Here is a 14,142-nt window from a genome sequence, read left to right on the forward strand (position 1 = left end):
ATTTCCTAACAGTCTACATATTAAAAACATTTAGACAAATAGCTAAAGGTGATATTCCGGCACATCATCACTATCCCAAGATAAGCTTTTTTCACTTTTAGACTCCGCTTCAGTTAGTCAAGAGCCTGGTCCACCGCTTGAAGACGATGAGCTACTTCTTGATCGACTACTACTTTCTACTGATATACTATTTAGCACTGTTTCAGATTGATATATAGTTCGCATTCTGTTACCAGTGGTAAAAATTTCTTCATCGCTACTTGAAGATGATCGCCTTCTATAACCCAAATCAGTTAGTTCTAATACAGGAGCAGCATTACGACCCTTAACATATCTATATGCTATGAATCCTATAATTCCAACAATACCTATTGCTCCAACCAAAGATCCCCCTATCATTCCTGCCTTATTAGACCCTATAGCAAGTTGAGTAGGTTGTGGTGAAGAAGTAGACTGAGGAAGTAAAGTCGTGGTGAATATAGGAGTTGTTGACTCTTTTGTTCTAGTACTTGGTATACTAAATACTGTTTGTGTAGTTTTCTCTGAGCTTGTTGTTGGCGCAGTTGGTTCCACTGTTACTGTGCTTGTTTGAGTCGTTGACTCTGTTGAAGGTTTATTCGTTGTAGAAGTAGGTGCAACGGCTTCTGTTGTTGGCTTCACTGTTACTGTACTTGTTTGAGTCGTTGACTCTGTTGAAGGTTTACTCATCGTAGAAGTCGACGCACCAGTCGCTGCTGTAGGTTTTACAGTACTTGTCTCAGTCCCTGAAGTTACTATCGGCACACTAGTTGACGTTGTAGCAACCGTGGTCGCTTGTGAAGTAGTAGTTGTTTTTGCTACTGTCGTTGACTCCGTTGAAGGTTTACTTATTGTAGAAGTAGGTGCAACGGCTTCCGTTGTCAATTTAGTAGTCTTCACAGCGTCGGTTTCTGCTGTGCTAGTAATTGCAGCAGTCGGCGTTTTCTTAGAAGTCACAACCGTTTCTGCAACAGTTATAGGAGCCACGGTACTACTAGAAATAATATCTGGCGTTAATCGACCGTTAATGATATTAACAAAATCACTGAGAGTTTTGATGCTATTTGCCGGTATTATTGTTGCTTCAGAAGATTTTCCAGAGCCGTTTTGATTAAAAGTTACAATATTTTCTCCACTTACCGCAGTTACGATAAAACCACCCTGACCGTTGCCTTTAATATATAATTGCTCTATAGGATCTGTAAATTGATAGATAGGAAAATCTGACACTGATCCATTTTTAAGTAGAGTTGCTATATGTAACCTCTGCTCATTAGCTGATTGGTCATTTTCAAGAAAAGCAACTAGATCATTTCCTTCCGTTTGTTCAACATACTGCAAAAAGCTTATTTCATGTTCTCTAGAAAGAGATAGTGCTTTATTATCTATTTGACCTTTTCGATTACCAAGTAAAAAGCCATTAACTCCATCCTTCAGACCCTGAATCACTTTAGCCATATCAAATTTAAAAATACGTGTTTTTCTCACCTCTTGATTTTCCTTAGTAATCCTTTTGCTCACTTGCGAATAAAGCATCGTGTTTCCATTTAATGCCAATTGCCCCTGATTATCAAAATTGAACAATTTTCTTTCTGTAACACCTTTTTCTCCAGTCAATACCTTAAATTTTCCGCTCTCGCTTGACTTTAAGTACCAAGAAACTAAAGTTTGATCCTTTAAGTTATGGGCGATTACAATTACTTCACCATTACCAACTTTCACTGCTCTTGGTTGAAAGTAACTATTGCCCACATTTGCAAGACTATTATTATCAATATTCTTTTGTAATTTTCTTTTATCTAAATGTTCAACTGAAGGAGTATTAACTGATTGTTTAATTCCGTAAGTGTTAAAAGATAAGCCTTTAACGCATTTTTCTCCTTCTTCGCTAATTCCTTCTTCAGGAAAGATAACTCCAACTTTATCTATTTCAGCTGAATCTTCTATTAATGTGAGAGATAATTGATCTTTGAATTCATTTGCTACGCTGATATTTGTACCACATTCGTATGTTTTTGATTGATATAATGGACTAATAAGTAATTTTACTTTACTGCTCCCATTACCATTATCTTGATAGCTGAGTCCGTAAGCAACTCCATTCCCCTCAATTAATTCTACGTTTGTTGGATTAAAACCTATCGCTTCTTTAATTTCCGGTGTATTTGAGTTGATCCCGAGCAATCTTCTTAATATAGACATAATTTTATTTAAAATATTAATAAAATGCTATTATGATTACTCCTGTGTGTTAATGTCAATGAAAATTTTAACTAAAATTAAAAAATTAATATAATATTTTATACTAAAAGGTAAATATAAGCTTGAAGAGGGCTAAGAAGCTTTATGCTATTTCTCAAAAAACCAACAATTGCAATCATTGGTTCTACAGGTATAATCTGTTAAAGTTTACACGAGTCTCATGAATGATAGAAAAAGAAGAGCAGTTTAGTTTTACATCAGAAAACCTCAAGAAAGCGGGAAAGTTTATAGAGATGTATCCCAAAGGTAGAGAAGGTAGTGCTGTTATGCCTTTACTATATCTGGTTCAAGAGCAATGCGGATGGGTTTCTGAATCTGCTATGCGTTATGTTTCTGATATGCTGCATATTCCACATATTCGTGTATATGAAGTGGCAAATTTTTACACCATGTATAATTTAAAACCAGTAGGCAAATATCTAATACAAATTTGTAGAACAACTCCTTGCTGGTTGTGCAATAGTGAAGAAGTTTTAAATACCTTTAAAAAAAAACTTGGAATCAATATCGGTGAGACTACTAAAGATAATTTGTTCACTTTAAAAGAAGTTGAATGCCTAGGTGCATGCGTTAATGCTCCCGTTGTGCAGATCAATAATGACTTCTATGAAAATCTTACTCCTGAGAAAGTAGAAAACATCATAACAGAACTTTCAGGCAAATAGATGAAAGAAGAATTTTCATTCAAGAGAATCAAGCAATCAGGTTCTGCAAGAGTTGGAACAATTAAAACTCCAAATGGAAGCGTAGAAACCCCCGCTTTTATATTCTGCGCAACAAAAGCTGCAATTAAAGCTGCAGATATTGAAAGAATAAGTGAAGCTGGTACCCAAATCATACTTTCCAACACCTATCACCTAATGCTTCAACCAGGAGAGAATACTGTTGCAAAACTTGGTGGTTTGCGCAAGATGATAGGATGGAATGGGCCAATGCTAACTGACTCAGGTGGATATCAGATATTTAGCTTAGGCCACGGATCAGTTTCGGAAGAGATAAAAGGAATAAGAAAAAAACAAAAAACTTTGATCAAAATTAATGAGGATGGGGCAATTTTTCGTTCTTACATTAATGGTAAAATTTATTGCTTAACTCCTGAAAAATCTGTACAAATTCAACAGAAATTAGGTGCAGATTTAATCCTAGTTTTAGATGAATGCACTCCATTTCACGTAAGCAAAGAATACACAGCAAAATCAATGCTCATGAGCCACAGATGGGCTGAACGTTCTTTAAATGAATTTGAAAAAAACAATAATGGCAAGCAGGCACTGTATGGAATTAGTCAAGGCGGAGTGTATCAAGATTTACGTAGAGAAAGTTGTGATTTTATCAACGATTTGCCATTTTTTGGTCAAGCAATAGGTGGATCACTTGGTCAAAGTAAAGAGCAGATGCATGATGTAGTTTCTTTCACTATGGACCACCTGAAAAAAGACAGGCCTACTCATTTGCTTGGTATTGGTGGAATTGTGGACATCTTTCGCGGAGTAGAGCTTGGAATTGACACGTTTGATTGCGTGCATCCAACCCGCTTAGCAAGGCATGGTGGCGCACTTGTTAAAGTAAAAAACAGAAATTCTATTTCTTCAAAGTGCAAAGAGCATATTAATTTGCGGAATCAACGATTTGAGCTGGACAACAACCCAATTGAAAGTGACTGTTTATGCTTTACCTGCAGAAAACATTCAAGAGCTTATATACACCATTTACTGAAAGCTAAAGAGCTCCTGGCTTACACGCTCGTTACCATTCATAATATTTTCTTTATGAATAAGTTAATGGCATCAATAAGGCAGGCTATATTAGATGATAGGCTAGATCGGGAGAAAAATAATTGGATTAGTGAGATACCACTACACTGTGAATTATACACCTAGTTCATATTTTTCTACGCTTATTTTATATTCCCTAAAACAGAAAAAGCCTTCCTCTTCCTACTCTTTCTTCCTTGGCTAATCCATAGTTAGCGTCTTTTGCACATGTGCGTTGCATTTTTTAATCTTCTTTAAAAACTTGACAATACATGACAACACTGGTATGTTAAAAATATAGTTTTTGTGAGGTATTTATGGTTAACAATAAAGAAAAACATCAAATAGCGTTTTGCGTTTCAGCCGTTACATTCTTAGCTGGGTTATCATTAATCGCAACTGCAATTGCAGTGGGTACCGTACCTGCTATAGCTGCTTGTCTAGTGATAGGAGGAATTTTGACTGTCTTGTCTGGTGTGCAAGCAGTAGAAAGCTATTTATTTTTACGAAACAGCGAGAAAACTTTGAATAAACTGATAAGTAATATACGCGATGAACCAGAAAGTAAACTTTTTATAGAAAGGATTTTGCAACCGTTCATTGAACTTTTTAGTGAGCTTAAGCAACATAATTAAAGTACACTAAGCTTTAAGCATAGAAACCACTTTATCGTAACTTGGCAATGATTCAATTTCTCCAATTGCAGCTAGAGTGGTTTTTTCATGCTGAGATAACAATTCTTCTGCTGCTTTTTTTACGTTAGCAGTGGTAACTGCACTAATTTTTTCTATTAATTCATTTTTACTGATGTACCTATTATAGTTACCGTAGTAGTGTCCCAATGTTTCAGCACGTGAGCTAACACTTTCGCGTGACATTAAAATTTGGGATTTTACTCGCTCTTTCACTCTATTTACTTCTTCTTCCTTCAGATCATCTGTAGACAACTTCTTCAACTCTGTCGTTATAGATTTTAAAAGCTTATCTAAGTTACTACTGTCTGTACCAGCAAAAATGGAAAACATTCCTGTATTAGTATAGCTGGAATTAAATGAATAAACAGAGTAAGCTAATCCCTGCTTTTCCCTTACTTCCTGGAATAAACGTGATGACATTCCGCTCCCTAATATAGAATCAAGCACTTGAAACGTGTGATATTTATCGTCATGGCGAGAAACACTAGGTAGACCAATTAGCAAGTGTACCTGATCTAATTTACGATGTTCTAAATACTCACCACCAGTACAGCTCGCATTTTGGCTTTTTTTCAGCTTTTTAGAATGAATCTTTGAGAGAAAATCTTTGGTTAATGCAACAACTTCTTCATGTTCAACATTTCCTGCAACGGCAAATAGCATATTCTCACCAAAGTAATGCTCATTTATGTAATTATCTAGATCTCCTCGAGTAAAAGATTTTACAGTATTTTGCGTGCCTAAGATTGACCTACCAAATGGTTGGTCTTTATAAGCTGCCTCAAAATATTTGTCGAAAATAATGTCACTTGGTGAATCATTAGTTTGAAAAATCTCTTGTATTACAACACCCTTCTCACGTTCCAATTCATCTTCTGGAAACGTGGAATTCATCAATATATCTATTAATATATCAATACCAGTTTTTATGTCTTTCTTGAGGACTTTTGCATAATAGGTGGTGCTTTCCCTACCGGTGCTAGCGTTGAAAACTCCACCTATGTCATCAAAAGCTTTTGCAATTTCAAAGGCAGTTCTTGTCTTCGTCCCTTTGAAAGCCATGTGTTCTAAAAAATGGGATATTCCATTTTGCTTTGCACTTTCTGCTCTACTGCCAACACCAACTCGTATGCTTAAAGCTACGGAATCAATATCACGCACCTGCTCAGTTATTATGCGCAGACCATTATCTAATTTTGTTACCCGGGGTATATTCATCTCATATATTCTTCTAAGTTCTCTTCTGCAAAATCCCAATTAATCAAATGATCAAGGAAAACTTTTATGTAGTCAATTCTACGGTTTTGACAATCTAAATAATAGGCGTGCTCCCACACATCCATAGTGAGTAGTGGCACTTGGCCATAAATTATTGGCAAATCTGCATTTGGAGTCTTGGTGATTTTGAGCTTTCCTAACCTACCTTTTTCGAGCACTAACCATACCCATCCACTGCCAAACTGGCTTACTCCATGACTCGAAAATTCTTCATAAAATTTATCAAAGCCACCGATATCGTCTTGAATTTTTTTTGCTAGAAGACTACCATCTTTAGGCTTACCACCACCATTTTTTTTCATTGAATTCCAATAAAAAGTATGGTTCCAAACTTGTGCTGCATTATTAAATATAGGCAAGTTGCCGCTATTACCATGCACTTTTGTTATTAATTCCTCAATTTTTACATGTTGATAATCCGTATTTTCAACTAGCTCGTTGAGTTTATTTAAATATCCTTTATGGTGCTTATCATAATGAAAATCTAAGGTTTTTGCAGATATATAAGGCTCCAAAGCTGTTTTATCGTATGGTAATTCAGGTAAAGTAAAACTCATAAAAACCTCTTTATTTCTAACCTACTTGGATGGTAGGGCAATATATGCTTTTGTGCAACATATAATTAATAGCTAAAACATTTAGGTATCTATTGCATTATTCTAAATTATACTACAATAACGATTATTATATAAGCCATAGAAATGGATTAAATGCAAAAGTTACTTGACACCCTTCGCCAACCCCCTTATCATGAAACTGAAGCTATTTATTTATCTTCTCTGTACAGATTAAATGACAAAAAAACTCACGTATCTGGCGTCTCATGTTTAATTTTTTGCACTATGTGCACCTTATGTCTTATAAAATTTCTACCTACATAAGCTGAAACGCGCTTATAAAGCGTTTAAAACATAAAAAAACGCCAACTTAAAAAATGGATAGTGAATAACTAGCTACCCTAGGGTTTCTTTTGCCTTTTTTTCTGTTTAGTAAATTTCTTAACGTTTATAATTTAGATTAGTTGCGGTTTAAAAGTAGCTGAATCGCGGTTATTAAACGTTTAGAATAAAAAAACGCCATACTTGAAAGTATAATGTAAGTAATTAGCCAACCACGGGGCTTCTTTTGCCTTTTTCTCCGCTTGGTAAATTTCTTAATGTTTATACGGAAGGTGTCATTCCAGCGCGTGACGCTGGAATCCCAAAAAAAGGATGATGTCATCCGAGTAGCTGACACTGGGATGACAAAAAAAGGAGCACTGGGATGACATCATAGGGGCGCTGGCCTGACAATCGTCATTCCGCTACGTGTTAGCGGGATCTAGAGATACCGTGACGGTATGACAAGGGAGAACAGTTGTATTCCTGCACAATTTATTCTCATGACAAAAACGTCTTAACTTTCTCTCTACTTTTTCTGGGTAAGGTCAATTTTGTGAAAAAATGGATTGAATTATAGGCAGATTTGGCTATTATTTGTAATACATGGGTATTAGGTAAAATGTTTAAATTTGATCCTTTATTATTAGCTCGAATTCAGTTTGCCTTCACAATAGGCTTTCACATTATATTTCCTGCTTTCACGATCGGGCTTGCAAGTTTTCTAGCCTTTTTGGAATGGTGTTGGCTTAAGACTGGTGATACACGTTTCCGTGATGTTTATAAATTCTGGATCAAGATTTTTGCCGTTGCTTTTGGCATGGGAGTGGTATCTGGAGTTGTAATGTCATATCAACTTGGTACCAATTGGTCGATTTTTTCTGACCGCATAGCCAATGTTCTCGGCCCTCTATTTTCCTTTGAGGTTTTAACAGCCTTTTTTCTGGAGGCATCTTTTTTGAGTATTATGCTATTTGGATGGAATAGAGTAAGTTCTCGTATGCACTTTGCTTCTACTTGTATTGTTGCAGTGGGAACGCTTATTTCAGCTTTTTGGATTATTGCGGCCAACAGTTGGATGCAAACACCCGCTGGATTCACGATTGGTGAGAATGGTCTCCTATATCCAACCAATTGGTTAGAGATTATTTTTAATCCTTCTTTCCCTTATCGCTTTATTCATATGGTAACAGCAGCCTATCTTACAACAGCTTTTGTGGTTGGTGGTGTAGGAGCATTTTATCTTTGGAGAAAACGACATGCTCCTCAAGCAAGAATTATGCTTGGTATGGCAACCATTATGGTAGCTTTAGCTGCACCATTTCAGCTGTTCATGGGAGATAGGCATGGATTAAATACACTAAAGCATCAACCTGCTAAGATTGCTGCAATGGAAGGTATATGGGAAACCGAAAAAGGGGCTGGCTTACTTTTATTTGCTTATCCGGATCAGCAAAATGAAATTAATCACTACGAGATAAAAATTCCTAATCTTGCCAGCTTGATCTTAACACATGATTTTTTAGGAGAAGTAAAAGGATTAAAGGAATGGAAAAAAGAAGATAGACCACCTGTAGTATGGGTATTCTGGTCCTTCCGTATAATGGTTGGAGTTGGAATTTTAATGATCATAATTGGGTCAGTAAGTGTTATACAGTATCTTCGTGGCAAATTATTCCAAAGTTGTTTCTTACATGGATGGTGGATATCAATGATGCCGTCTGGGTTCATAGCGTTACTTGCAGGTTGGTTTACTACTGAAATTGGCCGTCAACCTTACACTGTATATGGAATTATGCGCACAATTGAATCATTTTCATCTGCGATTACCGGTCCTCAGGTTGCATGGTCTTTGATTGCATTTATCGTTATGTATACCCTTATATTTGGAGCAGGTAGTTACTATATTCTGAAACTTATATACAAAGGAATTCCTGTCATTAAAGAAGAAGAGCAATTTTATAAACACGGTATTGGAGCTTCAGTGATTGATGCTGGTACATCTGGAAAGGACAACAATCATGTTTGATTTTTCTTCCTTAATTAATTTACCCCTAATCTGGGGATTACTAATTGCCATAGCTGTTTTACTGTATATTTTAATGGATGGGTTTGATTTAGGTATTGGTATTTTACTTCCTTTTGCACCGTCAGATAAATGCCGTGATCACATGATAAGCTCAATTGCACCATTTTGGGATGGAAACGAAACATGGTTGGTATTGGGTGGTGGAGGGTTGTTTGCTGCTTTTCCTCTTGCATATTCAATATTAATGCCTGCTTTTTATATTCCAATCATTATTATGCTGCTTGGCCTTATAGTGCGCGGAGTATCCTTTGAGTTTCGTTTTAAGGCAGAAGGAAAATACAGGCGATTATGGGATTATGCCTTTCATTTTGGGTCACTTGGTGCTGCATTTTGCCAAGGCATGATTTTAGGTGCATTTATACATGGTGTAGAAGTAAACGGACGCAACTTTTCTGGTGGCCAATTTGATTGGGCAAGTGCTTTTAGTGTAATGACAGGCATTGCTGTGATATTTGGATATGCACTTTTAGGTTCTACATGGCTCATAATGAAGACAGAAAATATAACACAAGAATGGGCACGCAAGGTTGCTTCTTATACGCTTGGTTTTGTAGGTATTTTCATGGGACTAGTGAGTGTAGTGACACCATTTTTAAATGAACGTATTAAAAACTTTTGGTTTAGCATGCCAAATTTTTATTATTTATTTTCTATTCCATTACTCACATCTTGGCTATTTTTCATGCTGTGGTTTGATCTTCAGAATACTAAACGGGAGTACCGTCCATTCTTTCTCAGTATTGCTATTTTTTTTATGGGATATTTAGGTTTAGGAATTAGTATCTACCCATGGATTATACCTTTTCAATATACCATTCTGGATGCAGCCGCTTCTGGGCCAAGTTTATCTTTAATGCTCATTGTTATAATACCGCTTTTACCAATCATTTTAACTTACACTGGTTATTGCTATTATGTCTTTCGTGGAAAATCAAATTATGAACACACATATTAAGGAGTTAGTGACCTTATGGTTAAAACGTTACCCTTAAATCAAGCAGTCGTTCAGGCAATGGCGTCAACTCAAGAACCTTCATTAGCAAACCCTCCTATGGATTTTCTGAAAAGTTTTTGAGTATATTGTATTTTTAATTTGTAGAATAAGTTTTTTTCCTTTTTGCATGCTAACCAAAAAGGGTTCTGTCATCCTTCTTGTCATATAAGTAGCTTGACGCGGGCATTCAGTTTTCTTTATAATTTTCTTTGTGAAAGAACAAAAATGCTTATTTGTAACCATAGCTGGCTTACCAAATGCTGGGAAGTCTACATTAATTAACAGCATCATAGGCAAGAAAATTGCAATTGTCACCCCTAAAGTGCAAACAACAAGGACGCAAATAAGGGGTGTTGCAACATGCAACAACACACAAATTGTCTTTACTGACTCCCCAGGAATTTTCTCAGCAGAAACAAAACTTGAAAAAGCTTTAGTCAAATCTGCATGGTCGGCAGTTAAGGATAGTGACATCACTTTGTTGCTTGTTGATGTAAGCAATTATTTGAAAAATATAGAAAGAATTAAGACTATATTTATGCGGCTGCAGCGCACAAAAGGCAGATGCATTTTGGTTATCAATAAAACTGATTTGGTAAAAAGGCCTGAATTAAAGATGGCGCATGAGCATCTGAATTTGCTTTATAAATTTGAAAAGGTTTTTATGATATCAGCATTAAAGAATGATGGACTTTCTGATTTGATGAATTACTTGTCTGAAGTTGCATCGGTGAGCCCCTGGTTTTATGAAGAAGATCAAATAACCGATTCCTCGACAAATTTTTTATCAGCAGAAATTACGAGAGAAAAATTATTCTTGAACTTGCGTGAAGAATTGCCATACTCTACAGCTATTATAACTGAACAATTTGAGGAAAAAAAAGATAAGAGTTTAGTCATCAAACAGATCATATTTGTGTTGAAAGATAGTCATAAAAAAATAGTGCTAGGGAAAGATGGCAGTAATATTAAAAAAATTAATATCGAAGCGCGTGCTGAACTAGAAAAATTATTTGAGTGCAAGGTACACCTCTTTTTATTTGTGAAAGTGCGACCTTGGATCGACCGTCCGGAGGAGTATATAGGCAATGCTTAATTCTTTATTGGTATTTGATATTGAAACTATACCAGATGTAAATTCCTGCAAAAATTTACTCAATATTAGTGATGATAGTAGTGTAGAAGAGAAGAGGGATGCATTAACAAAATATCATCTCGAAATAACAAATGGGCAAAACTCTTTTCTGCGTCAGCCTTTTCACCTTGTTGTAGTTATTAGTTTTTTACTTTGCAATATAAGCTACCAGAGTGGTTATGAGGTGTTCACACTGCAAGAAATAAGATCTGGAGGCACACTAAATTCCAGTGAAAAGGAGCTAGTGAAAGGATTTTTTAACTACATATCAGAGAAAAAGCCAAGATTAGTTTCGTTCAACGGACGCACTTTTGATATACCAGTGCTGAAGTATCGTGCTATGGTCCATGGCATTCAAGCAGAATATTTTCATAAAGCTGGCGATAAGTGGAATAGTTACAATCAGAGATATAGCAGTGATTGGCATTGTGATTTGCTTGAATCCCTCTCTGATTTTGGAGCTTCTGCGAGAGTAAAAATGAACGAAGTTTGTGCAGCATTTAATCTTCCTGGTAAGATTGGAGTTGATGGGTCACAAGTTATGGACTTATACGATAGCGGCAAGATACAAGAGATTCGAGATTATTGTGAAACAGATGTAATTAACACTTATTTGATTTACTTAAGGTTCATGCATCATCAGGGAAGGATTACTACTGAAAGCTACAACAAAAGTGTGGAAGAGCTGCTTTTAGAGTGCGAAAAAAAAGAATACCTAAAGAAATTTAAAGAAGAATGGCAAATAACTTGTGGTGGAAAATTTTACTTCCATAGAATAAATAGTCGAGTTATAATGCACTAACAAGCGAACCTCTGTACTAAATTTTGGTTAATATACACGTTGAGCATATTAAGAAAGTTGCTTTTAAGGTATTGCATTTTACTTTTATTTTCGTTATAAGGTTGCTTTAAGTTGAATTTTCAACATTTTTATACTATTTACATTTAAGATATGATTTCGAAATTTTTTGGGGGCACTTCATGAAAAAGTCTATGTATACTAGAACTGCTCTAGTTTCTTTATTAACTTTATGTTCTTTCAGCAGTTTTGCAGCTGACTTTCCTGATGAGAGTATGAAGGAAATAAAAAAGCAAGAGAGCACAAAAACTTCTGGAAAAGTGGAAGTTATGAAAACATCAAATAAAAAACTGAAAGAAAAGATGGACAGAATATGTAATGCTGATCCAAGAAAAAAAGCTGAAGAGCTTAAGAAAAAAGAGGAGCTAAGATTAGCAGCCGAGCAGAAGAAAAAAGAGGAGATCAGGCTAGCAAATGAGAAAAAAGCAAAGCTTATAGAGGATTCAAAAGCGAAAGCTCTAAACGCTAAGAATTCTAATATAGAAAAAGGTAAAGTTTCAAAAACTAAGCGTTCTAAAACTAAGAATGCTAAAGTTGAAGCTAAAGATGTAAAGAAGGATATAAAAGTTGTTAACAAAAATACAGAGGAAAAAGGTAAGGCAAGTCCTGTTGTTTCAGTTGGTGGAGTTGATATTATCGATACCAATCAAGGGCAAAGTAATTTAAGAATAACTTTTGGTGGTGTTGTTGATGCTCAAGGTTATGGCAAAGCTGGACCAAGTGGCGCAGATTATAAACGTTATAACGTTATGCCAAACAGATCTACAGAGTATTATAATGCCACTCCAGATATAACAAAAGGAGCAAATCCAATATTCTATGAAGGAATAGGAAATATTGGTGATTACAGCAACGATATGGGTATGATTGCTGATGCAATATTGCACCTCAGAGCAGAAAATAAGAATGAAGATTTAGGTCTTCTTTATGGTGCTGACGTGCAGTTTCATGTCCCAGTGACCGAAGGTAAGGGAGCTTCACAGGGTGTTTATGCTGCAAAAGGCAGAAGTGCGCATGTGTTTGTTAACTCAAAATATGGTGACGTGAAGCTTGGTTACCAATTTGGTCCTGAGGCTCTGATGAGGCTTGATGCAACAAGAATTGCGACTGTTGACGGAGCTGCAGATAGTGACTGGTTCAGAAAAGTGAACTTAGAAGGAAGCGCTGCTAGCTTTCCATTTTATGTAACACCACGTCTTTACACTGAAAGTTTTTCGAGTGAAAGTGAAAAATTCTCTTTCCGTATGGCAGGGAAATATAACAAAGGCGTTATGACTACACTGCCATTTAGAGTTGCTTACTACTCACCAAATTATATGGGCGCAAGATTTGGTATCAGCTACTCACCTCGTTATGATAGTAGTTTGTTTATTGTAAAAGAAACAGTTCCTTTTAAGGAGACTATAAGTGGTGCCGAGGTGATAAAGCATAAAGAAGAGATAAAGCATGTCGGTCCAGACTATGAGCACATAGTAAGCGCTGGCGTATCATATGAATATGACTTTGATAAACATAAGGTGAAAGTTAAAACTTCTGCAGTTGGTGAGTATGGTCAAGCGAAAAAACTAAGTAAAGATAAGCATCTTTATAAGGAATTTGTAGAGTATAATGACCTGATGGGTGTTAATTTGGGTGTAAGCGCTGATTATAAGATTAATGAAGATCAAGGCGTAAAATTTGCCGCTTCTTTTGCATACTTGGGCAAATCTGGTCAACCGAAGGGTATTAAAAAATTAATTGGTGATACCTATACGGAAATTGATAGTAAAGATGCTACTGATGGCAAAAGAGTGGAAGGGCTGAAAGCTCAATTTGGTAAAGATAGTATAGATACCATGTATTGGACTGTAGGAGCTGGGTATCAACATGAGAATATCTACACAAGTTTGACGTATTTTGGCAGCAGAATGAATGACAAAGATATGCTTCATGATGGTGCACTTGGCGTTCAATATGATCTGTCTCCTGCATGCAGTAAGAACAAATTTGTTCCTTACGCAGCTCTCCATTATTTTATGACTAACAAAACAGGTAAGCTGAAAGATGAGTCTGATGCTGATGTACCTTCTAACCAAGGAATTCTCCTTCTTACTGGTGTGAAGTTTTCTTTCTAACCAGCCAGTACACACCACAGTTAACTGTGGTGTATTCTTGTCTGTTAGTGTTTATTTGTCGATCAA

General features: G+C 36.1%; 11 protein-coding genes. 8 read left to right on the forward strand and 3 right to left on the reverse strand.

The window, feature by feature from the left end:
* Nucleotides 1-117: 117 nt before the first annotated feature.
* The gene (locus ABWU72_RS07855) at nucleotides 118-2,220 is read right to left on the reverse strand and encodes a hypothetical protein (RefSeq protein WP_353284036.1); all 2,103 of its coding nucleotides are present in this window, start codon (nucleotides 2,218-2,220) and stop codon (nucleotides 118-120) included.
* A gap of 224 nt (nucleotides 2,221-2,444) precedes the next feature.
* Here ABWU72_RS07855 and nuoE point away from each other — a divergent pair, with 224 nt between their 5' ends.
* The 3 genes from nuoE to ABWU72_RS07870 all read left to right on the forward strand — a co-directional run bounded on the left by nuoE (nucleotide 2,445) and on the right by ABWU72_RS07870 (nucleotide 4,669).
* Nucleotides 2,445-2,945, forward strand: coding sequence for an NADH-quinone oxidoreductase subunit NuoE (gene nuoE / locus ABWU72_RS07860; RefSeq protein ID WP_353284037.1), 501 nt, complete (start codon nucleotides 2,445-2,447; stop codon nucleotides 2,943-2,945).
* Nucleotides 2,946-4,160, forward strand: a complete 1,215-nt coding sequence (tgt, locus tag ABWU72_RS07865) for a tRNA guanosine(34) transglycosylase Tgt (RefSeq protein WP_151807958.1) — start codon at nucleotides 2,946-2,948, stop codon at nucleotides 4,158-4,160.
* 191 nt (nucleotides 4,161-4,351) lie between these two features.
* Nucleotides 4,352-4,669 (forward strand): hypothetical protein, encoded by a 318-nt coding sequence (locus ABWU72_RS07870; RefSeq protein WP_010082444.1) that lies wholly within the window; start codon nucleotides 4,352-4,354, stop codon nucleotides 4,667-4,669.
* A gap of 6 nt (nucleotides 4,670-4,675) precedes the next feature.
* Here ABWU72_RS07870 and ABWU72_RS07875 read toward each other — a convergent pair whose 3' ends face one another.
* Nucleotides 4,676-5,947: a M16 family metallopeptidase gene (locus ABWU72_RS07875; protein WP_010962800.1), complete on the reverse strand. Its 1,272-nt coding sequence runs from the start codon at nucleotides 5,945-5,947 to the stop codon at nucleotides 4,676-4,678.
* Nucleotides 5,944-6,564: a superoxide dismutase gene (locus ABWU72_RS07880; protein WP_010082437.1), complete on the reverse strand. Its 621-nt coding sequence runs from the start codon at nucleotides 6,562-6,564 to the stop codon at nucleotides 5,944-5,946. Before ABWU72_RS07880 ends, ABWU72_RS07875 begins: the two co-directional genes overlap by 4 nt.
* A gap of 943 nt (nucleotides 6,565-7,507) precedes the next feature.
* Between ABWU72_RS07880 and ABWU72_RS07885 the strand changes: the two genes are divergently transcribed.
* From ABWU72_RS07885 to ABWU72_RS07905, 5 genes are all read left to right on the forward strand, one after another.
* Nucleotides 7,508-8,914, forward strand: a complete 1,407-nt coding sequence (locus tag ABWU72_RS07885; protein ID WP_006280502.1) for a cytochrome ubiquinol oxidase subunit I — start codon at nucleotides 7,508-7,510, stop codon at nucleotides 8,912-8,914.
* A complete protein-coding gene (cydB, locus tag ABWU72_RS07890; protein ID WP_010962802.1) occupies nucleotides 8,907-9,929 on the forward strand; it encodes a cytochrome d ubiquinol oxidase subunit II in 1,023 nt (340 codons plus the stop codon). Before ABWU72_RS07885 ends, cydB begins: the two co-directional genes overlap by 8 nt.
* 250 nt (nucleotides 9,930-10,179) lie before the next feature.
* On the forward strand, nucleotides 10,180-11,064 hold the full coding sequence (gene era, locus ABWU72_RS07895) for a GTPase Era (RefSeq protein WP_155969004.1): 885 nt from the start codon (nucleotides 10,180-10,182) through the stop codon (nucleotides 11,062-11,064).
* Entirely contained in the window at nucleotides 11,057-11,905 is an 849-nt protein-coding gene (locus ABWU72_RS07900; protein WP_051955838.1) for a 3'-5' exonuclease, read from the forward strand. Before era ends, ABWU72_RS07900 begins: the two co-directional genes overlap by 8 nt.
* Nucleotides 11,906-12,084: 179 nt before the next feature.
* Complete coding sequence (locus ABWU72_RS07905; RefSeq protein WP_353284038.1) at nucleotides 12,085-14,076, forward strand: porin; 1,992 nt, start codon at nucleotides 12,085-12,087, stop codon at nucleotides 14,074-14,076.
* Nucleotides 14,077-14,142 lie beyond the last annotated feature (66 nt).

The sequence above is a fragment of the Wolbachia endosymbiont (group A) of Lypha dubia genome, from assembly GCF_964028575.1.
Classification (GTDB): Bacteria; Pseudomonadota; Alphaproteobacteria; order Rickettsiales; family Anaplasmataceae; genus Wolbachia; species Wolbachia pipientis.